Annotated in this window: 21 protein-coding genes; 8 read left to right on the top strand and 13 right to left on the bottom strand. The window is 67.4% G+C overall.

Annotated elements, in window-relative coordinates:
* The first annotated feature begins 29 nt into the window (after positions 1–29).
* From E6O51_RS14685 to E6O51_RS14660, 6 genes are read left to right on the top strand one after another with little or no spacing between them, the layout of a single operon-like run.
* Positions 30–503 (top strand): F0F1 ATP synthase subunit B, encoded by a 474-nt coding sequence (locus E6O51_RS14685; protein ID WP_136385753.1) that lies wholly within the window; start codon positions 30–32, stop codon positions 501–503.
* A 3-nt stretch (positions 504–506) separates the two neighbouring features.
* Positions 507–1,043, top strand: a complete 537-nt coding sequence (locus E6O51_RS14680; protein WP_136385752.1) for a F0F1 ATP synthase subunit delta — start codon at positions 507–509, stop codon at positions 1,041–1,043.
* Between the two features lie 12 nt (positions 1,044–1,055).
* Positions 1,056–2,594 (top strand): F0F1 ATP synthase subunit alpha, encoded by a 1,539-nt coding sequence (gene atpA, locus E6O51_RS14675; protein WP_136385751.1) that lies wholly within the window; start codon positions 1,056–1,058, stop codon positions 2,592–2,594.
* Between the two features lie 21 nt (positions 2,595–2,615).
* Entirely contained in the window at positions 2,616–3,485 is an 870-nt protein-coding gene (gene atpG / locus E6O51_RS14670) for a F0F1 ATP synthase subunit gamma (protein WP_136385750.1), read from the top strand.
* Between the two features lie 26 nt (positions 3,486–3,511).
* A complete protein-coding gene (gene atpD, locus E6O51_RS14665) occupies positions 3,512–4,912 on the top strand; it encodes a F0F1 ATP synthase subunit beta (RefSeq protein WP_136385749.1) in 1,401 nt (466 codons plus the stop codon).
* A gap of 55 nt (positions 4,913–4,967) precedes the next feature.
* The gene (locus E6O51_RS14660; RefSeq protein WP_136385748.1) at positions 4,968–5,393 is read left to right on the top strand and encodes a F0F1 ATP synthase subunit epsilon; all 426 of its coding nucleotides are present in this window, start codon (positions 4,968–4,970) and stop codon (positions 5,391–5,393) included.
* Between the two features lie 67 nt (positions 5,394–5,460).
* Here E6O51_RS14660 and E6O51_RS14655 read toward each other — a convergent pair whose 3' ends face one another.
* The 4 genes from E6O51_RS14655 to E6O51_RS14640 are packed head-to-tail and all read right to left on the bottom strand — an operon-like array spanning position 5,461 to position 8,175.
* A complete protein-coding gene (locus tag E6O51_RS14655) occupies positions 5,461–6,048 on the bottom strand; it encodes a ubiquinone biosynthesis accessory factor UbiJ (protein ID WP_136385747.1) in 588 nt (195 codons plus the stop codon).
* Between the two features lie 57 nt (positions 6,049–6,105).
* Entirely contained in the window at positions 6,106–6,951 is an 846-nt protein-coding gene (locus E6O51_RS14650) for a Tim44 domain-containing protein (protein ID WP_136385746.1), read from the bottom strand.
* 24 nt (positions 6,952–6,975) lie between these two features.
* Positions 6,976–7,713, bottom strand: coding sequence for a bifunctional demethylmenaquinone methyltransferase/2-methoxy-6-polyprenyl-1,4-benzoquinol methylase UbiE (gene ubiE / locus E6O51_RS14645; protein WP_136385745.1), 738 nt, complete (start codon positions 7,711–7,713; stop codon positions 6,976–6,978).
* Between the two features lie 39 nt (positions 7,714–7,752).
* Positions 7,753–8,175, bottom strand: a complete 423-nt coding sequence (locus tag E6O51_RS14640) for a gamma-butyrobetaine hydroxylase-like domain-containing protein (RefSeq protein ID WP_136385744.1) — start codon at positions 8,173–8,175, stop codon at positions 7,753–7,755.
* A gap of 163 nt (positions 8,176–8,338) precedes the next feature.
* Between E6O51_RS14640 and phoB the strand changes: the two genes are divergently transcribed.
* Both phoB and phoR read left to right on the top strand, forming a co-directional pair.
* Positions 8,339–9,049, top strand: coding sequence for a phosphate regulon transcriptional regulator PhoB (gene phoB / locus E6O51_RS14635; RefSeq protein ID WP_136385743.1), 711 nt, complete (start codon positions 8,339–8,341; stop codon positions 9,047–9,049).
* Between the two features lie 29 nt (positions 9,050–9,078).
* Positions 9,079–10,395: a phosphate regulon sensor histidine kinase PhoR gene (gene phoR, locus E6O51_RS14630; protein WP_136385742.1), complete on the top strand. Its 1,317-nt coding sequence runs from the start codon at positions 9,079–9,081 to the stop codon at positions 10,393–10,395.
* Here phoR and E6O51_RS14625 read toward each other — a convergent pair.
* The 9 genes from E6O51_RS14625 to E6O51_RS14585 form a co-directional block, all read right to left on the bottom strand.
* Positions 10,355–12,010 (bottom strand): hypothetical protein, encoded by a 1,656-nt coding sequence (locus tag E6O51_RS14625; RefSeq protein WP_230976806.1) that lies wholly within the window; start codon positions 12,008–12,010, stop codon positions 10,355–10,357. The two genes, phoR and E6O51_RS14625, sit on opposite strands and share 41 nt — an antisense overlap.
* Before the next feature lie 46 nt (positions 12,011–12,056).
* The gene (locus tag E6O51_RS14620) at positions 12,057–12,476 is read right to left on the bottom strand and encodes an HIT family protein (protein WP_136385741.1); all 420 of its coding nucleotides are present in this window, start codon (positions 12,474–12,476) and stop codon (positions 12,057–12,059) included.
* Positions 12,477–12,545: 69 nt separating this feature from the next.
* A complete protein-coding gene (locus E6O51_RS14615; RefSeq protein WP_136385740.1) occupies positions 12,546–13,367 on the bottom strand; it encodes a class II glutamine amidotransferase in 822 nt (273 codons plus the stop codon).
* Between the two features lie 101 nt (positions 13,368–13,468).
* The gene (locus E6O51_RS14610) at positions 13,469–13,831 is read right to left on the bottom strand and encodes a DUF3325 domain-containing protein (protein WP_136385739.1); all 363 of its coding nucleotides are present in this window, start codon (positions 13,829–13,831) and stop codon (positions 13,469–13,471) included.
* Complete coding sequence (locus E6O51_RS14605; protein ID WP_211091421.1) at positions 13,824–15,506, bottom strand: PepSY-associated TM helix domain-containing protein; 1,683 nt, start codon at positions 15,504–15,506, stop codon at positions 13,824–13,826. Before E6O51_RS14605 ends, E6O51_RS14610 begins: the two co-directional genes overlap by 8 nt.
* Complete coding sequence (locus E6O51_RS14600) at positions 15,503–15,856, bottom strand: iron uptake protein (protein WP_211091420.1); 354 nt, start codon at positions 15,854–15,856, stop codon at positions 15,503–15,505. The genes E6O51_RS14605 and E6O51_RS14600 overlap by 4 nt, the downstream gene beginning before the upstream one ends.
* A 91-nt stretch (positions 15,857–15,947) precedes the next feature.
* Positions 15,948–18,383, bottom strand: a complete 2,436-nt coding sequence (locus E6O51_RS14595) for a TonB-dependent siderophore receptor (RefSeq protein ID WP_136385738.1) — start codon at positions 18,381–18,383, stop codon at positions 15,948–15,950.
* Positions 18,384–18,677: 294 nt separating this feature from the next.
* Positions 18,678–19,682 carry a FecR domain-containing protein gene (locus E6O51_RS14590; RefSeq protein WP_136385737.1) on the bottom strand — a complete coding sequence of 335 codons (1,005 nt, stop codon included), beginning with the start codon at positions 19,680–19,682 and terminating at the stop codon, positions 18,678–18,680.
* A complete protein-coding gene (locus tag E6O51_RS14585) occupies positions 19,679–20,221 on the bottom strand; it encodes a sigma-70 family RNA polymerase sigma factor (RefSeq protein ID WP_136385736.1) in 543 nt (180 codons plus the stop codon). Before E6O51_RS14585 ends, E6O51_RS14590 begins: the two co-directional genes overlap by 4 nt.
* Positions 20,222–20,303: the final 82 nt, after the last annotated feature.

The following is a 20,303-nucleotide window of genomic DNA, read 5'->3' as shown; positions in this document are numbered from 1 at the left end:
CCTCTTAACCTCACCGAGGGAACAGAACAGTGAATCTGAACGCAACCCTGATCGCTCAGCTCGTTGTGTTCTTCATCCTCGGCTGGTTCACGATGAAATTCGTGTGGCCGCCGATCGTGAAGGCACTCGACGAGCGCGCGAAGAAGATCGCGGACGGGCTTGCGGCTGCGGACAAGGCAAAGGCCGACCTCGTGCTGGCCGAGAAGAAGGTCGTCGAAGAACTGCGCAAGGCCCGCGAATCGGCGGGTGACACGCGCGCGGCCGCCGAGAAGCAGGCCGCCAAGCTCATCGACGACGCCCGAGCCGAAGCCGCCCGCCTGATCGCCAAGGCCCGTGAAGACGCCGAAGCCGAAGCCGGTGCCGCCGCCCAGCGCGCCAAGGAAGCCCTGCGCGAGCAGGTCGCCGCGCTGGCCGTGGCCGGTGCCGAGCGCATCCTGCGCAAGGAAATCAACGCCCAGGCCCACGTCGAGCTGCTCGCCAACCTGAAACAGGAACTGCAATAAGTCATGGCCGAGAACGTCACCATCGCGCGCCCCTATGCGGATGCCGCCTTCGAGCTGGCCCGCGGGGCAGGTGCGCTGGGGCCTTGGTCGGAAGCACTGGATCGGCTGGCGGCACTCGCTGCCGATCCGCAACTGCGGGCGTGTATCGCCGACCCCAAGCTGACCGATGACCAACTGATCAAGCTGGTGCTCGATCTGGCGGGGGAAGGCCTGTCCGCCGAACTGCAGAATTTCGTCCGTGTCCTCGTGGCCAACGAACGCCTGCAACTGCTTCCGGAGATCCGTGACCTGTTCGTTCAGCTCAAGAACGAACATGAGGGCGTCCAGGAGGCGCAGATCGCCTCCGCCTTCCCGCTCGACGATGCCACGCTGGCCAACCTGAAGAGCGACCTTGAAGCCCGCTTCAAGTCCAGGCTCGACATCCAGGTCAGCATCGACCCCGAACTGATCGGTGGGGTCCGCATCGCGGTCGGCGACGAAGTCATCGACGCCTCGGTACGCGGCAAGCTCGCGAACATGGCCGCTGCGCTAAAGAACTAGGAGCATACATCCATGCAACTCAACCCCTCTGAAATCAGTGATCTGATTAAGAGCCGGATCCAGAACCTGCAGCTCGCCGCCACGAAGCGCAACGAGGGCACGGTGGTTTCCGTCACCGACGGCATCACCCGTATCCACGGCCTCACCGACGTCATGCAAGGCGAAATGCTGGAGTTCCCCGGCAACACCTTCGGCCTCGCGCTGAACCTGGAGCGCGATTCCGTGGGCGCCGTGGTGCTCGGCGAATACGAGCACATCACCGAAGGCGACACCGTCAAGGCCACCGGGCGCATCCTCGAAGTGCCGGTCGGCCCCGAACTGATCGGCCGCGTGGTCAACGCGCTGGGTCAGCCCATCGACGGCAAGGGCCCGATCAACGCCAAGCTCACCGACAAGATCGAGAAGGTCGCGCCGGGCGTCATCGCCCGCCAGTCCGTCTCCCAGCCGGTGCAGACCGGCCTGAAGTCGGTGGACTCCATGGTGCCGATCGGCCGCGGCCAGCGCGAGCTGATCATCGGCGACCGCCAGACCGGCAAGACCGCCGTGGCCGTGGACGCCATCATCAACCAGAAGGGCCAGGACATGTACTGCGTGTACGTGGCCATCGGCCAGAAGGCCTCCACCGTCGCCAACGTGGTGCGCAAGCTGGAAGAAAACGGCGCGCTGGAATACACCATCGTCGTCGCCGCCACCGCGTCGGAATCGGCCGCCATGCAGTACCTGGCCGCTTACGCCGGCTGCACCATGGGCGAGTACTTCCGCGACCGCGGCCAGGACGCGCTGATCGTCTATGACGATCTGACCAAGCAGGCCTGGGCCTACCGCCAGGTCTCCCTGCTGCTGCGCCGTCCGCCGGGCCGCGAAGCCTATCCGGGCGACGTGTTCTACCTGCACTCCCGCCTGCTGGAGCGCGCCGCGCGCGTGAACGCCGACTACGTCGAGAAGTTCACCAACGGCGAGGTCAAGGGCAAGACCGGTTCGCTGACCGCCCTGCCGATCATCGAAACCCAGGCCGGCGACGTGTCCGCCTTCGTGCCGACCAACGTGATCTCGATCACCGACGGCCAGATCTTCCTGGAAACCGACCTCTTCAACGCCGGCATCCGCCCCGCGATCAACGCCGGTATCTCGGTGTCCCGCGTCGGCGGCGCCGCCCAGACCAAGGTCATCAAGAAGCTCTCCGGCGGCATTCGTACCGACCTCGCCCAGTACCGCGAGCTGGCTGCGTTCGCGCAGTTCGCCTCCGACCTGGACGACGCGACCCGCAAGCAGCTCGAACGCGGCCGCCGCGTCACCGAACTGATGAAGCAGGCCCAGTACTCGCCCATGTCCATCGCCGAGATGGCCATCGTGCTGTACGCGGTGAACAACGGCTACTTCGACGACGTCGAGGTCAACCGCGTGCTGGCCTTCGAAGCCGCGCTGCTGGGTCACGTCAAGTCCAAGAACGCTGATCTGGTCTCCTCGATCCTCAGCAAGAAGGAGCTCGACGCCGACGGCGAGAAGGCTCTGGCTGCCGCGATCGCCGAGTTCAAGAAGGGCTGGGCCTGAGGCCGCGGACGGAGACGGAATATGGCTAGCGGTAAGGAAATCCGTACCAAGATCAAGAGCGTGCAGAACACGCGCAAGATCACCAAGGCCATGGAGATGGTGGCCGCGTCCAAGATGCGCAAGGCGCAGGACCGGATGCGGTCGGCCCGCCCCTATGCCGAAAAGATCCGCCGACTCGCCGCGAACCTGTCCCAGGCCAACGTGACCGACTACAAGCACCCCTTCCTGGTCCGCAAGGACCAGGTGAAAAGGGTGGGGCTGATCCTGGTGACCACCGACAAGGGGCTGTGCGGCGGCCTGAACACCAACATCCAGCGCGTGGCGATCAACGCCATGAAGGACTGGGAGACCAACGGTGCCACCGAAGTCCGTGCCTGCTGCATCGGCAACAAGGGCCTCGGTTTCATGCAGCGGGTCGGTGCCAAGGTCGTGTCGCACGTCGTGCATCTGGGCGACACCCCGCACCTGGAAAAGCTCATCGGGCCGGTCAAGGTCATGCTCGACGCCTTCCAGAACGACGAGATCGACGCGGTGTTCATCGCCTACACCCGCTTCATCAACACGATGAAGCAGGAACCGGTGCTCGAACAACTGCTGCCGCTGACCGGCGACAAGCTCGGTACGCCCGAAGGTTCGTGGGACTACCTGTACGAGCCGGATCCTCAGGTGGTCATCGACGAGATGCTGGTGCGCTACGTGGAGGCGCTGGTCTATCAGGCCGTCGCCGAGAACATGGCTTCGGAACAGAGTGCGCGCATGGTGGCGATGAAGGCCGCTTCCGACAACGCCAAGAACGTCATTGGTGAGCTGCAGCTGGTCTACAACAAGACCCGCCAGGCTGCGATCACCAAGGAGCTGTCGGAAATCGTGGGCGGCGCCGCCGCGGTGTAACGGATTATTGATTTAAGGAAACGACGATGAGTCAAGGAACGATCGTTCAGTGCATCGGCGCCGTGGTGGATATCCAGTTCCCCCGCGATGCGATGCCCAAGGTGTATGACGCCCTCAAGCTCGAGGATGCCGCCGACTCCTTCGCCGAGGCTGGCCTGACCTTCGAGGTCCAGCAGCAACTCGGCGACGGCGTGGTGCGCACCATCGCGCTGGGCTCCTCCGACGGCCTGCGCCGCGGCATGAAGGTTTCCGGCACCGGCAAGCCGATCTCGGTGCCGGTCGGCCACGGCACGCTGGGCCGCATCATGGACGTGCTGGGTCGTCCGATCGACGAAGCCGGCCCCATCGAGACCGACGAGCTGCGCGCCATCCACCAGAAGGCGCCGAAGTTCGACGAACTGTCCCCGTCCGTGGAACTGCTCGAAACCGGCATCAAGGTCATCGACCTGATCTGCCCGTTCGCCAAGGGCGGCAAGGTCGGCCTGTTCGGCGGCGCCGGCGTGGGCAAGACAGTGAACATGATGGAGCTGATCAACAACATCGCCAAGCAGCACTCGGGCCTGTCGGTGTTCGCCGGCGTGGGCGAGCGTACCCGCGAGGGCAACGACTTCTACCACGAGATGAAGGACTCCAACGTGCTGGACAAGGTCGCGATGGTGTTCGGCCAGATGAACGAGCCCCCGGGCAACCGCCTGCGCGTGGCGCTGACCGGCCTGACCATGGCCGAGCGCTTCCGCGACGAAGGCCGCGACATCCTGTTCTTCGTGGACAACATCTACCGCTACACCCTGGCCGGTACCGAAGTGTCCGCGCTGCTGGGCCGGATGCCTTCCGCGGTGGGCTACCAGCCGACGCTGGCGGAAGAAATGGGCCGCCTGCAGGAGCGCATCACCTCGACCAAGGTGGGTTCCATCACCTCCATCCAGGCCGTGTATGTGCCGGCGGATGACTTGACCGACCCGTCGCCCGCCACCACCTTCCTCCACCTGGACTCCACCGTCGTGCTGTCCCGCGACATCGCCGCGCTGGGTATCTACCCGGCGGTCGATCCGCTCGACTCCACCAGCCGCCAGTTGGACCCGCTGGTGGTCGGCGAGGAGCACTACAACGTCGCCCGCCAGGTCCAGCAGACCCTGCAGAAGTACAAGGAACTGCGCGACATCATCGCGATCCTGGGCATGGACGAACTGTCGCCGGACGACAAGCTGGCGGTGGCCCGGGCGCGCAAGATCCAGCGCTTCCTGTCCCAGCCCTTCCACGTCGCGGAAGTGTTCACCGGCTCGCCGGGCAAGTACGTCTCGCTGAAGGACACCATCGCCGGCTTCAAGGCGATCGTCAGCGGCGACCTGGACCACCTGCCGGAACAGGCTTTCTACATGGTCGGCAACATCGACGAGGCCATCGAGAAGGCGAAGAAGCTCCAGTAATCCGCCCGCCCGCGCGGCGCCTGCGCGCGCCGCGCGGAACTGAAAAGGAAACACTATGGCTATGACGGTACATGTCGACATCGTCAGCGCGGAAGAGCAGATCTTCTCCGGGCTGGCCGAGTTCGTCGCGCTGCCGGGCGAAGCGGGTGAACTGGGCATCCTGCCCGGCCACATGCCGCTGATGACCCGGATCAGGCCGGGTGCGGTGCGGGTGAAGGTGCCGAACCAGACCGACGACGAACTGGTCTTCGTCGCCGGCGGCATCCTCGAAGTCCAGCCGGGGCTGGTGACGGTGCTCGCCGACACCGCGATCCGCGGCCGCGACCTCGACGAAGCCAAGGCCCTGGACGCCAAGAAGAAGGCCGAAGAGGCCATGGCGAACAAGAGCTCGCAACTCGACTACGCGAAGGCCCAGGCCGAACTGGCCGAAGCCATCGCGCAACTGGCGGCGATCCAGAAGCTGCGCAAGCGCGGCCACTGAGCCCGCAAGCGCGTCACAAAGAAAAAGCAGCCTGCGGGCTGCTTTTTTGTTTGTGCGTTGCGGGGGCTCAGCGTTTGCCGGTATGGCCGCCTTCGAGGCGTTCGATGCGCTTGGCCAGGCGCGCCAGCGCATCGCGCAGGGTGCGCAGATCGTCGTCGAAACCCTTCGCCGCGGGGTGCGCCACGAGCAGCGCGCGCTCCTCGGTCAGGTACTCGGCGAGATTCGCACCGGCCTTGTCGGCGATCTGGCGCGGCACCTCGCCCAGCGCCCGTGCGCCGGCCGCGATGCGATGGGCGGCCACGTCGCCCACCACCCGGGCGAGGTCCTCCTCCGCATCCCAGCGCAGGTTGCGGAACACGAAGCCGAGCGCATCCGCGAATTCCGCGTTGCCCTGCAGATGCACTGCGCGCATCGCCTCGTCGTAGCGTCCGAGCGCGAACTGGGGCACCGCCGTCAGCGGGATGCTCAGCACCACGTCGGGCGTTTCGGCGGCGTCGGCCTGCAGCAGGCCGTGGGTGTCCACCGAGAAGCCGATCGATACGGGTGCCACATCGAGGCGCGCGACGAGGCCGGCGTGGGGCTGCAGGCGCTCGCGCGCCCAGGGCGCTGCGGCGAGCAGGTGATTGAAGACCGGGATGAAGGCGTTTTCGATCATGGAAAAGACAAGGGGCGGCTGTGCCGCCCCTGCTCCGGCAGACGTGATGCTGCGAGTTTAGCTGACCTGCTGGATGCCGGCGATGACCCAGCCGCGGCTCCCGTCCACCGGTTTGGTCAGATGCCAGATCTCGTCGAAGGGCTGCGGCGCGGCGTCGGCCTCCTCGCGCAGCAGGCCGGAAAAGCGCACGCCGACGATGTACTGGCCGGCCTCTTGGGCCACTTCCACGACCTGGGCGTCGAGTTCGACCACGTCGGTGCGCTGAACTGCGCCGCCCCGTTCGGTGATCTGCATGCGCACTTCGGCGAACACTTCGGGGGTGGTGAAGGCGCGGATGTCGTCCAGGTTGCCCTCGTCGTGGGCGGCCTGCAGGCGGATGAACTGCACCTTGGCCTCGCGGGCGAAGGCCGCGGCGTCGAAATCGGCGGGCAGGGCGGAGGATTCGCCGGCCGGCGTCCGCACGGCTTCGAACTGGGCTGCGGGGGCGGCCTGCGGATCAGTCCGCCCGGCGCCGGCGTACTGCAGGCGGGCGCTGTCGGCCGGCCGGCGGGTGAGCATGCGGAACAGCAGGAAAGCGCCGCCCACGAGCAGCAGCATCAGCACCAGCGAGCCGAACTCCTCGCCCAGACCCAGGTGGGAGAACAGCGCGGCCAGCCCCAGACCGGCGGCGAGGCCGGCGATGGGCCCCATCCACGAGGAGCGGGGCTTGGCCGCGTTGGGTGCGGCCCCCGCCTGCTGGGTGCGGGGCGGCGTCTGGGCAGTGGCCGGCGCGCGGGGCGCGGGCGTGGCCTGGCGCTGGATGCCGAAGCTGCCGCCGCCGCCAAGGCGCCTGGCTTCGGCGTCGGGCATGGCGACGCCCACGGTGAACACGGTGACGATCAGGGAAAGCAGGAATTTCTTCATCGGTCGGGTTTCTCTTCTCTCGGTTCAGAACTTGTAGCCACGGTGCAGGGCGACGACCCCGGCCGTGAGGTTGAAGTAATCGACCCTGGACAGGCCGGCTCGTTCCATGATCGCCTTCAGTTCCTCCTGGCCGGGGTGCATGCGGATGGATTCGGCGAGGTAGCGGTAGCTGTCGGCGTCCTGGGCCACCTTATGGCCGAGCCAGGGCAGGAGCTTGAAGGAATACAGGTCGTAGGCCGGCTCCAGCGGCTTCCATACCTTGGAGAATTCGAGCACCAGCAGGCGCCCGCCGGGCCTGAGCACGCGGCGCATCTCGGCCAGCGCCGCGTCCTTGTGGGTCATGTTGCGCAGGCCGAAGGCCACCGTCACACAGTCGAAGTGATCGTCGGGGAAGGGCAGCCTTTCCGCGTCGCACTGGGCCACCGGCAGGGCGTAGCCCCGGTCGAGCACGCGGTCGCGGCCGCGCGAGAGCATGGCGTGATTGATGTCGGTGAGCCACACCTGGCCGGTGGGGCCCACGCGGCGCGCGAAGGCGAGCGACAGGTCGGCCGTGCCGCCGGCCACGTCGAGCACCCGGTCGCCCTCGCGCACGCCGGAAACCTGGATCGTGAATGCCTTCCACAGCCGGTGCAGGCCGAAGGACATCAGGTCGTTCATGATGTCGTAGTTGCCGGCAACCGAGGAGAACACCTCGGCGACCTTTTTGTGCTTCTCATGTTCGGCGACGGTCTGGAAGCCGAAGTGCGTGGTCTTGTCGTTCATGGTCGAAGCCTTGGGGCGGCCGGGCGGCGGCCGCGGGAATCAGTGGTGGTGACCGCAGCCGCCCTCGGGCGGCGGGGGCGGCACATCGGCCGGGTCGCGGCTGCCGTCCTCGCGGGTGAGGCGCGCCAAGTATTCCTGCCACAGCGCTTCATGGCGGCGGCCGATGTCGTAGAGGTAGTCCCAGGAGTACAGGCCGCTGTCGTGGCCGTCCGAGAACGCCGGCTTGACAGCGTAGTTGCCCACCGGCTCCAGGCCGAGGATGTCCACGTCGCGCTTGCCCTGCTGCAGCACTTCCTGCCCCGGGCCGTGGCCGCGCACCTCGGCGGAGGGCGAATACACGCGCAGGAACTCGAACGGCAGGCGGAAGGTGCTGCCGTCGTCGAAGGAGATTTCCAGGATGCGGCTGGCGCGATGCAGCGTGATGCCCGTGGGGGTCGGCGTGTTCTGGTCGAGTCCTGCCATGGTGGGCGCTTCCGGTCGGAGGGCACAATCATACCCGAATCGGCCGCCGCCCTTTTTGTGCAGATCGTGGCACCAGCGCTGCAGAGCTGTTGCAGTCCCGTGACTTGTCATCAAACATTCAAATAGCCGCAATACACTGGCCGCGGTCAAACGGAGCCCAGCCATGCCAGCCAACATTCTGCTCGTGGAAGACGAACCGGCGATCCAGGAGTTGATCGCCGCCAACCTCGCCCGCGCCGGCCACCACGTGGTGCGTGCGGCCGATGCGGAGACCGCCCAGCGCATCGTGCGCGACGCGCTGCCCGATCTGGTGCTGCTCGACTGGATGCTGCCCGGCATGTCCGGCGTCGACTTCGCCCGCCGGCTGCGGGCCGAGGAGCGCACCCGGGATATCCCCATCATCATGCTCACCGCCCGCGGCGAGGAGCAGGACAAGGTGGCCGGCCTGGAGACCGGTGCCGACGACTACATCACCAAGCCGTTCAGCCCGCGCGAACTGGTCGCGCGCATCAAGGCCGTGCTGCGCCGCCGCGCGCCGCAGGTGACCGAGGATGCGGTGGAACTGGGCGGCCTGCGCCTCGATCCGGTGACCCACCGCGTGACGGCGGGGGAGCAGTCGCTCGCGCTGGGGCCGACCGAGTTCCGCCTGCTGCACTTCCTGATGACCCACCCGGAGCGCGTGCACTCGCGTGCGCAACTGCTGGACCAGGTGTGGGGCGACCACGTGTTCGTCGAGGAACGCACGGTGGACGTGCACATCCGCCGCCTGCGCGGCGCGCTCGAAGCGGGCGGCCACGACCGCCTGATCCAGACCGTGCGCGGCAGCGGCTACCGCTTCTCGGCGCAGGTAGACCCCGCCGACGCCGTGCGATAATCCGCCGATCCATCTCGTTCGAGTTGAGCATGGCTATCCGGTCGGTGCGCTACATCTGGGCCAGTGCGCTGGGCACGCTGGCGCTGCTGGCCGGCCTGGGCCTGGTGGCCGGCCTGGTCGCCGGCGTCGAGGCTGCGCTGGCGGTGCTGGTCGGCGCATTGCTGCTGCTCGGCTGGCACCACCTGCGCAACCTGCAGAGCCTCGCGCTGTGGACCCGCGAGCCCATCGGCACCCCGGTGCCGCGTGCGTTCGGCATGTGGGGTTTCGTGTTCGCCGATCTGGCGCGGCGCTCGCGCCTCGCCTACGACATGCGCGAACGCCTGTCGGCCTCCCTCGAGCGCTTCCGCGAGGCCAGCCAGGCCATGCCCGACGGCGTGCTCTATCTGTCCGCCCACGACGTGATCGAATGGGTGAACCACCGGGCGGAGCAGCATTTCGGCCTCGATCACGCCACCGACCTCGGCGTGCCGGTCACCAACCTCGTGCGCCAGCCCGAATTCGCCCGCTATCTCGCTTCCGGCCACTATGCCGAGCCGCTGGTCATGGCCTCGGCCAGGCGGGGCGGGCTCACCCTGCTGGTGCAGGTCATCCCCTTCGGGGAGGAGCAGAAGATGGTGGTGTCGCGCGACATCACCCAACTCGAAAAGCTGGAGACCATGCGCCGCGACTTCGTTGCCAACGTCTCCCACGAACTGCGCACGCCGCTGACCGTCGTGAGCGGCTTCCTGGAAACCCTGCTCGACGGCTGGAACGACTATTCCCGCGAGGACATCGAGCGCTTCCTCAAGCTCGCCCACGACCAGTCCTCGCGCATGCAGCACCTGATCGAGGACCTGCTGACCCTGTCCGCCCTCGAAACCGGCGCGCCCGCACCGGCCGAGGAGCGCGTGGACGTGGCCGGCCTGCTGCGCGAGGTGCATCAGCAGACCGACCTGCTGTCGGCCGGCCGCCACGAGGTCACGCTGCAGATCGACGGCGACGGGGTGCTGCTCGGAAGTCAGAAGGAACTGCACAGCGCCTTCGCCAACCTGGCGAGCAACGCGGTGCGCTACACGCCGGAGGGCGGCAAGGTGCGCCTGATCTGGCGGCGCGACGGGCAGGGCGGCGAGTTCGCGGTGGAGGATACCGGCATCGGCATCGCGGCCGAGCATCTGCCGCGCCTCACCGAGCGCTTCTACCGCGTGGACCTGGGCCGTTCGCGGGAGACCGGCGGCACCGGCCTGGGGCTGGCCATCGTCAAGCACATCCTCACCCGCCACCAGGCGGAGCTGCAGGTCGAGAGCGCCCTGGGCAAGGGCAGCCGCTTCAGCGCACGCTTTCCGAACGCCCGCCTGGCTGTTGGCTGAAGCCGTTCGGGCCGTGGTTCGGCGCCGATATCTCGAAGCTGACCTGATCGAAGTTGGGCCCCTGCAGCAGCGCCTTGAGCAGGCGGTATTGCGCCAGCCGCTCGTTGCGGAACACCTCGATCACGCGGTTGGGCTGGAACCAGCCGTGGGGCAGCACCAGCGTGTCCGGCGTCTTCAGCGCCTCGGTGCCGGGCACCAGGAAGGCCTGGCTGTAGGGCGTGCGGTTGCCCACGTGCAGGGTCAGGATGCGCGCGGCGAGAACCTCGGGCAGGCCGGGCAGGACCTGGACGCCGGCCTCCATCACGCCGTCGTTGCGATACATCAGCCAACTGATGCGGGCGAGCAGGAAGTTGTCGCTGTCGGGCGGGCGGATGCCGATGAGCTGGTGATGCTCCAGGCGCTCGTGTTCCTGCAACTGGGTGAGGCGGAAGCCGGTGACCGACTGGTCCGCGACCTGCCAGTGCACGCAGGCGAAACCCAGTTCCTCGGCGCGGCGTTCGCGCTCGGCCGCGGTGCGCGGGTGCTCGACCTCGGGCGCACGCTCGCCGAAGGTCATCAGGCTGATGTCGCTGCGCAGGCTCTTGATGCCGTCCAGTGCCTTGGGCTGCTCGAACACCTGCCCGGCGACGTGGTAGCCGATCGCCAGCCAGTCGCCGCAGACCGACGCGGTTCCCCGCGCGCCGCGGCGCGGGAAGCGGCGTCCGGCGGAGGCCAGGCCCCACGGGCGGTACAGGGAGACGAGGAGGCGGGCGGCGGTGGCGGCCGGGCAGTCGGAGCCCAGGCCGAGCGAGGCCGGGCTGACGCCCTGCTTGAGCTGGCCGAAAACGGCCTGGATCTGCCCGGACAGGCGGCTGCCGTCGAAGCGGCGCAGGCTGGCCGACGCGGTGAGCACGCCGATGGGACGCAGGGCATGGTCCAGGGTCAGATCCAGCGCATAGGTCTGGTGCCGGGCCGGATCGGCGTCGGCCGAAATGTCACAGTAGGGTGCAAAGCGCTGCGCCCACTTGCAGATCAGGTTGAACTCCCGTTCGGCGCGCGCGAAGGGGTTGCCCAGATCCACCAGCAGCACGCCCACATAGGCTTCGAGGGCGCTCTGCGCGTGCCATACGTCGTTGAGCGGGTCGCTGACCCGTACCCGCAGCTTGCCGCTCTGCTCGGCGATCACGAAGCACTCGTGCAGGTCGGCCCAGTAGCCGCGCGGCACCGCGCGGTGGGCGCGCAGGTATTCGAGGATGGCCAGGCCGGTGTATTGCAGGCGGCGCTGGATCAGCAGAGGCAACTGTTCGGCCAGCGTGCCGTGCGGGGCGTCCTGGCGCGTGATCTGTGCGTAGGAGCGCGCCATGCCGAGCCACAGCGCCACCACCGACTGCAGGACGTTGTTTTCCTCGCTGTCGGGCGGCAGCGGCTGGGCCGCGTAGCGGCGGGCGTATTCGGCCTGCACCAGGGCGATCTGTTCGCGTGCCGCCTCGAGCACTTCCAGGTGCTGGTTGGCGGCCGGCACCGCATCGAGCAGCCCGGCGACCATCGCCGACAGCGTCGCATGGGTGGCGTCCACGTCCAGCGGATGCAGCTTGGGAAGCTCGGCGAGGCACTCGGCGGGGTTGCGGTAGTCCATGGGTTCTCCGTATCTGGCGAGGTCCGCGCGCGGCATCGCCTCGTGCTCAGCCGGCCGTCAGTTCGGCCAGGGTGCGGCGTACGGCCTCGCCCAGTTCAGCCGGGTCCGGTGCGCTGCGCGGAACACCGTCGCGCTGGGGCGCGCCCCACACCGACTGCGGGAAATGGCGGTCGTCGGCAAAGCGCGGGATCACGTGCCAGTGCAGGTGCGGCACCACGTTGCCGAAGCTGGCCAGGTTGATCTTGTCCGGCCGCATCGCCTCGCGCAGCGCGATCTCGGTAGCCATCACCACGTTGAACAGGTGGCGCTGCAGCGGCGGGGCGAGGTCGCTCATCTCGGCCACGTGCTCGTGCCAGACTACGCGGCAGAACCCCGGGTAGTCGGCATCTGCCACGGCGATGACGCGGCACAGCGAGTCTTCCCAGATCACGCTTTCGTCCGTGCCGGCGCACAAGGGGCAGGTCATGCTGGCAGTCTCCTGCGCTGGGTTCTCAATCGGAACTGTACGCCGCCCGGATATGCGGCAGAAGGGCAATCAACGCCGCTCCGTGACCTTTTCGGCGGCGCCCGCGCTCGCGCCGGTCGCGGCGGTTTCCTCCGGCGCGCCCTGGCTGAAGGAGATCAGCGTGCCGGGCGGGATGGCCTCCCAGCGTTCGTTGTCGGTCAGCGGCGTGGTGGCGATCACCGCGACCCGGTCCGCCGGCGTGGTGAGTTCGCTGAAATCGACGGTGACGTCCTGGTCGTTCAGATGCGCATCGGCGAAGGGCGCCTGGCGCACGATGTAGGTGAGCCGCGTGGCGCAGTGGGCGAACAGGCGTTCGCCGTTGGAGAGCAGGAAGTTGAACTCCCCGTGCGCCGCGATGGCGCCGGCCAGTCCGGCCAGGACCTCGAACAGCGCCGCCGGCGTGGGCGGCGCGTCCGGGAAGCGCTGCGCCAGGGTGTCGAGGATGTGGCAGAAGGCGAGTTCCGAGTCGGTGCAGCCGACCGGGCGGAAGCGCCCGCTGAGGGCGGGGGCGAAGTCCTTCAGATTGCCGTTGTGGGCGAAGATCCAGTACCGCCCCCACAGTTCGCGCTGGAACGGATGGGTATTCTCCAGCCTTACCTCGCCCTGCGTGGCCTTGCGGATGTGGGCGATGACGTTGAGCGAGTGGATCGGATACTGGCGCACCAGTTCGGCCACCGGCGAATCGACGCTGGGCTTGGGGTCCAGGAAGACGCGCACCCCGCGCCCCTCGAAGAAGGCGATGCCCCAGCCGTCGCGGTGGTGGTCGGTCAACCCGCCGCGCGCCTGGAAGCCGGTGAAGGAAAAGCAGATGTCGGTCGGCACGTTGCAGTTCATGCCGAGCAGTTGGCACATGGCGGTTCCTCGTCGCGGTTTGCCCGTAAGTGCCGATTTTACGGCGGACGAGCCTCTTCGCGCGCTTATCCGATGCCGTGTCGTCTCATCGCATCTGCCCGCTAATCGCCATGTTTCCGCGAGCTTCGCCGGTATTCGGTGCGCCGCCGCCATGCCGGCAATACCAGCACCCGCAGCCAGTGCGCCCGCCAGGCGAGCAGCAGGGCAATCGAGGTGGCGGCGCCCGCCAGCAGCATGACCCAGACCAGGCTGGCCATCGATGGCCGGTCAGCGATGAAACAGAACGCCGCCGAGAGCAGCAGGCTCGCCCAGCCAGCCAGGCGCAGCCGATTCGCCTTTGCCGTGGTCAATGCGGCCTTGCGGCCAAGTATCTGCCGCCAATGCACCTCCAGGCTGAGCGCCAGCCAGCCCATGCCGGTCAGGGAGAAGAGTACCGCCAGGCACAAGGCCAGCGCTTCAGCCATGGACCACCTCCGTCGCCATCGGTGCCACGGGCGTCTGTTCCCGCCGGGCGAGCTTGCGCGCCGACCAGGCGGCAATGCCGGCGGTGGCCAGCAGGCTGAGATCAACGCCCGCCACCGCCCAGTAGGGTTCGCCAGACATCGTCTTGATGAGATGGTCGCCGGTGGTCAGCCAGTTGAGCCCGACCGCGGACACCGCCAGCACGGCGATCCCCCAGCATTGCTCGCGCCACGCCGGGTTCATGCGCGCCCGGGCCACCGGCGCGCTGCGCCACAGCGCGTGCGCCAATGCCAGCATCCAGCAGCCCCAGAAGGCCAGTTTCTCCCAATCCACTTTGCCGGCCAGATCGGCGGGCAACAGGCGATTGATCACCAGCATGCCGACGGCGGCGATCATCATGCCGGTCACCGTCGTGACCGCCAGCGCATCGACGATGCGGCTGCCCTGGCTGCCGCTCTCGGCATGCTTCCGCTTGCGTTTCTCGACGAAGAAGATGAAGCCGGTGGCGATGCACACGCAACCCAGGAGCCCGCCCAGCACATAGAGCCAGCGCAGGGGCCAGTGTTCGAAATGCTGCAGGTGCAGGCCGGTGAGGAATTCGTTGATGCCGCCCACCGCGCCGGGCGGCGGTTCCTCGCGCAGCACTTCGCCGGTGCTGGCCTTGAAGTGGATGGCCTGCCCGACCAGCGCCACCTGATCGCTGCCGGCGCGATACAGGCTGACGTAGCCGTTGGCGTCACCCAGATGCTCGATGCTGAGCAGCCCCACCTCACCCGGCATGTCGCGCGCCGCCCAGCGGCGCTTGGCTTCCAGCACCATCGCATCGACCGAAGCCAGCGGCGCGGCGATGCCCGCCGGTTCATGCGGCAAGCCGGTGCGCTGCGCTTCCAGCACCTCGTGCTGCTTGTGCAGCGGCTTGAGCAAGGTGTGACCAACCGGGAAGTACAGCGAGCCGGCAAAGATCACCAGGCCGGTGAAGGCGAAGAAGAAGTGGAAAGGCAGCGCCACCACCCCGGTCAGGTTGTGCAGGTCCAGCGCGCTGCGCTGGGTGCGCTTCCAGGGCCGGAAGGTGAAGAACTCGCGGAATATCTTGCGGTGCATGATGACCCCGGTCACCAGCGCCGCCAGCATGGTGAAACCGGCCAGGCCGACCAGCCAGTAGCCCAGGTTCATCCACGACCAGTTCAGGCCGTAATGCATGGGGTAGAACCAGTCGCTGCCGATCTTGAGCTTGTCGTCGGCCAGGAAGCGGCCCGAGCGCGGATCGATGGTCGCCCAGCCATGCACATGGGCGTGCTCGTCGGCATCATCCTTCAGCTTGTTGGGCACATCGAACTCCGCACCGATGCGCAGCACCGGGTCGCGGTGCGTGGTGTAGGCCCAGAGCGAGGACATGGGCAGCGTGTCCGGGTGCGGCAGCGGCCCGATGACGCGCTGCTGCGTCGCCACCATGTCGTCCGGGTGGGGTCTGAGCTGCGCATAGACCGGCTGCAACACCGCGTCGAAGCTCGGCATCGGCTGCGGGTCGAAGCGTGTCTCGGGAATCGCCCAGCGGTCGATCTCGCGGTCGAACACCGACAGCGCGCCGAAAAAGAAGGCGGCCATCAGCACGAAGCCCAGCACCAGGCCGAACCAGGTGTGCAGCCAAGCCATGCGATTGAGAAAACGGTCTTTCATGTCAGCAGCACCCGCTGCAAAGCCAAGGCGGCGACGGTCATGCACACCGCCCCGCCGCCCAGCACCGCCCACACGCGGACGAGGCTGGCGGCGGCGAAGGCCCAGAGGAACAGGGACAGGAAGACCAGAAAGGCGAGCAGCAGCAGCGCCGTCTCGGCCTCGTGGAAATCGACCCCCAGCGCCACCAGCCCCGCCACCCCCAGCGTGGTGAAGCCCCAAGTGAAGGCGTAGCCGCCCAGCAGCGCGGCGGCGACGCGGTGGAGGATGGACGGGCGCGTACGTCCCCGGAGGGCGGCGTGCGGCCCGGGGCCATGCGGCAGGGCTGCGTCTCGAGGCGACGGGTCAGTCATCAGTCATTACCGGCATCGGAAAGTCTCCACGTGACGCGGGTAACCGGGGGCAGGAATCGGCAGTCGTACGGGTCTGCCCCCGGCGCCTTGGTCAGAGCTTGTAGTCGAGCGAGATCGACATGGTCCTGGATGCGCCGTAGATCGCACCGTACTGGACCGTCCGCAGGTATTTCTTGTCGAACAGGTTGTTGATGTTCAGGCGCAGGGTGGCCTTGTCGTTCAACTCGTAGGCCGCGAAGGCGTCGGCGAGAACATATGCGTCCTGCCACGCGCCACCGGTCTTGGAGACATCGGACTGCCAGCGCACCCCCGAGCCCACCCGCAGTTTGGGCAGCATCGGAACGCGTGTGTCGGCGCGGAGTTTCAGCGTACGCCGCGGTACCCATTCGTAGATGTCCTTGCCATCATCTCCCGTCAGCCTGAGCAAGGTGAACCCGGCCGTGAGCTGGGTATCCGCGCTGATGCGGCCGGTGGCCTCGATCTCGAAACCACGCGACTTCACGTCCTTCGGTTCATAGTAATTCTGCTGGGCGACGGTGTCGAAGCCTGCAATGGTTGCCAGTCCCTTCTGCTTGGCGCTGAAAACGGCAAAGGTGGTCAGCAGCGTGCGATTCAGCCACTCGGCCTTGATGCCGGCCTCGGCGTTGACCCCTTTCATCGGCGCGAGGTACGCGCCATTGACGTCGCGCTGATCCTGGGCCTGGAAGATATCCGAGTACGAGGCGTAGGCCAGCAGGTCCGGTGTGATGTCATAGGTCACCCCGACATACGGGCTGGCCTTCTCGGTCGTTTCGTTGTCGAGGTTGGTGCCGCCGCCGTAGATCGCGGTCCCGTCGCGCTTGAGGCGGATGGCGTTGATGCCGATGATGCCCTTGAGCTTGTCGGTCAGTGCCAGACGGGTTGCAGCGTACAGGCGGGTGATGTCCTGGTCGCCGTCCGATGCGACGCTCTTGGCGCCCCAGTCGGGTTCCGCATAGACGTCGCCGGCATACGGGAACGCCGGCATTACGGGGAAGGTGGCGCCGGCGTAAGAATAGGTCAGACTCGTCTGCTTCGAATGGCTCAAGCCGAACACCGCTTCGTGCTGACGGCCGAAGGCATCGAAACGGCCGGTGAGGGAGAGATCGAGGATGTCGCTCTGCGATTCGCTCTTGCTGCGATATGGCCAGCCGACCAGGCCGGTGTTGTCATCGTTCAGGTAGCCGGTGAGGGAGTAGGCGTAGAACAGCTTGGTGGCACCGTTACCCTTGGTGTGGCTGTAGGTCGCCTTGGCCTCCCAGTCGGGCGACAGCATGTGGGAGTACTCGACGAAGGCGTTGTACGACCGGTTGTTCCAGCGCGTCCAGTCCTGCGAGGTCGAGGCCGAAACATCGAAATTGGCGAGCGTACCGTCGGCATAGGGCAGCGTCAGCGAGCCCCACATCGGTGAGCGCTGCTTGGAATCCTGGTAGGTCAGGCCCAGGGTCAGCACCCCGTCGAGACCTATCTGCCCTTCGACGACGCCGTAAAAGGCGGTGCGCTCGTCGTGGAGTGCGCGCAGGTGCGAGTCCTTGTCCTCGTGTGTCACGACCAGTCGGCCTGCCCACTGGCCATCCTGAGAGAGCACCTTGTTGTAGTCCAGGGCCAGGCGCTTGAGGTCATGGGACCCGCCAGTGAGCTGGATTTCGCCGCCGTCCTTGTTGGTGGGCCGCTTGCGGACGAAGTTGATCGTGCCCGAGGCGTTGCCGACGCCGGTGAGCAGGCCGTTCGCTCCGCGAATCAGTTCGATCTTGTCGAACAGGAAGGTGTCCAGTTGGCCTTCGACAAGACCCCAGTCGTTGGTCATCCCCAGACCGTCGATCTGCGTCAGCATGACATCGAAGCCGCGCGCGTTGTAACCGGTACGGTTGGTCTCCCACTCCTCGACGTTGACGCCGGTACCGAGACGCAGCGCATCGTTGCTGTTGCTGACGCCGAAGTCACGCAAGGTTTCCTGGTCGATCGTGCTGATCGACTGTGGCGTGTCCTTGATCTCCATGGGCAGATTGGTGGCGCCTTTGGAAACACGGAATTCACGTTTATGTTGAACGGTGATCGTGGGCAATCGCACCTCCCCGCTGGGGTCAAGCACCGGCGCTGGCTGCAGCACGTACCGCCCCTGCGCATCCGCCACCGCCCGCAGGCCGGTACCGGCCAGCAGCGCCGCCAGGGCGGCGTCGGGTGTCAGCTCGCCCTGAACGCCGGGACTGTGCTTGCCCTGGGCCAGGTCGGTGCTGCCGGTGAGCAGCACGCCGGATTCGCCCAGGAAACGGGTCAGCACCGAGCTCAGCGGCCCGGCGGGAATGTCGTAGCTGCGGGCACTGGCGGCTGCAGGCGTTTGCGCCTGGGCGGCACCGGCCCAGCCGCCGGCGGCGACACCGGCCAGCAGCAGGTGGATGGCGACTGCGGCGGGACGCAAGGCAAGGCGCGGTGCCTGGCTGCCATGTGCGGCTTGCGGTTCTGGATGACGAAACACGTGACTTACCCCTTTTCGGTCGGATTGGTTCAAGCAGCGGACCGGAACGCGTCAGCGCCCGCATGCCGGAACCTGCCCGCCTTCGGCGCTGCAGGTCTCGACACGGGATTGGCGGGTGCCTGACAGGCCTTGCATCCGGTGCGGATGCGCGGGCTGGCGGCAGTGGCTACATGCACGCCTCCGCCCGGCAAGGCGGGTGGCGCACAAGGCGACTTGCGTGTCCTCGACGGGTAAACCGGATGAGGGCGAAAAATGTGGAAGTTTTCTTCGAAAATTTTTTCGAAAGCTCTGGGAGTCTGTGCCGGCGCGGTTCCCGGCCGGCTACGGTCAGCGGGCGCGGGCTTCGATGGTGGTCCACCAGGGCAGCGGCTGGCGCACCTGGATGGGCAGCGTCTGCTGGAGCATGGCCAGGGTGCCGTCGAAATCATCCAGGGGGTAGCTGCCGAGCACGGTCAGGCCGGCGACTTCCGGCGCCACGGCGATGTGGCCGCGGCGGTAGCGGCGGAGTTCTTCGACGACCTGCGCCAGAGACAGATCCTGCGCCAGCAGGATGCCACGCGACCAGGCTTGGCGGGCGGGGTCCGCCGCTGCCATTTCTTCCAGGCGGTCGGCAGTGAAGCGGACCTGCTGCCCCGCTTCGACCACGATGCTGCCGGCACCCTGGGCCAGCGTGACCTCCACCGCGCCTTCATAGACGGCGAGCCGGGTGCCGCCTGCGTCGTCCAGCCGGACGTTGAAGCGGGTGCCGAGGGCGCGCAGCCGCCCATGGGCGGTGTCGACCACGAAGGGCCGCCCCTTGTCGGCGGCGGTCCGGATGAGGAGCTCACCGCTGCGCAGGCGCAGGCGGCGCAGGTCGGCGCGGTAGTCCTGGTCGAAGGCGCTGGCGCTGGCGATCCAGACCTGGGTGCCATCGGCTAGGACGACGTCGCGCCGTTCGCCAGTGGCGGTGCGGTGGTCGGCAAAGCCGGCGAGCAGCGGGTCGGCCAAACCGGCCTGCTGCCGGACGGCCCAGCCGAGCAGGCCGCCGCTGCAGGCCATGGCGGCGATGCCGAGCAGCAGGGAACGGCGTCTGGACAGACGCTTGCCGGCGGCATGCAGGGCATCGGCGGCGAGGCGCGGCACGGGGGTGGCCTGCAGGGGGGCGAAGCGCTGGCCGACACGTTCGACGAAGGCCCAGGCGGCCCGGCTTTCGTCGCCGCTGGCGAGCCAGGCCTGCCAACGGGCGCGGTCGGCGTCGGTGGCATTGCCCGACTGAAGCAGCGAAAACCAGGTGGCGGCCTGTTCCATGGCCTCGTGGCTGGGCGTGCGCAGGCCCGGCAGGATGGCGTTCATGCCTGCCCGGCGCCCTGCCCGACCAGCGTGGCGGCTTCGAGCCGCATGCAGTGGAGCATGGCCTGGGTGACGTAGGTGCCCACCGTGCGCGAACTGACGCCCAGTTCACGGGCAATTTCCTGGTATGTCATGCCGCAGGCGGTGGACAGCACCAAGGCGCGGGCGGCCCTGGCCGGCAGGCTGCACAGCATGGCGTCGATCTCCCGCAGGGCCTGCAATACGATGTGCTGATCCTCTGGCGACGGTGCCTGGGCCTCCGGCAACACGGCCAGGGTTTCGAGCCAGGCGCGCTCGACTTCGCGGTGGCGCCAGAGGTCGACGCACAGGCCGTTGGCGACAACGCGCAGGTAAGCCCGCACTTCCGGCTGACTGTCAAAACGCTGCGGCGAACGGAGCAGCCGAACGAAGGTGTCGTGAGCGAGGTCGGCCGCCTCCGCCGCGCAACCCAGCCGCCGCCGCAACCAGTTCTGCAGCCAGTTGTGGTTGTCCTGATAGAGGAACTCGACAGAGGGCGAGGATGCGTACTCAGAGGTACTCACGGGCGACTCGGAGGGTGTACCGCGCAACGGCAGAATAAGAATCACTATCAATTATCTATGTGGACAACGATCGATGCAACTC

It is taken from the genome of Pseudothauera rhizosphaerae, assembly GCF_004801305.1.
Taxonomy (GTDB): domain Bacteria; phylum Pseudomonadota; class Gammaproteobacteria; order Burkholderiales; family Rhodocyclaceae; genus Pseudothauera; species Pseudothauera rhizosphaerae.
The sequence above is the reverse complement of the archived record's forward strand: the minus strand, read 5'-3'. Positions and strand labels throughout refer to the sequence as shown.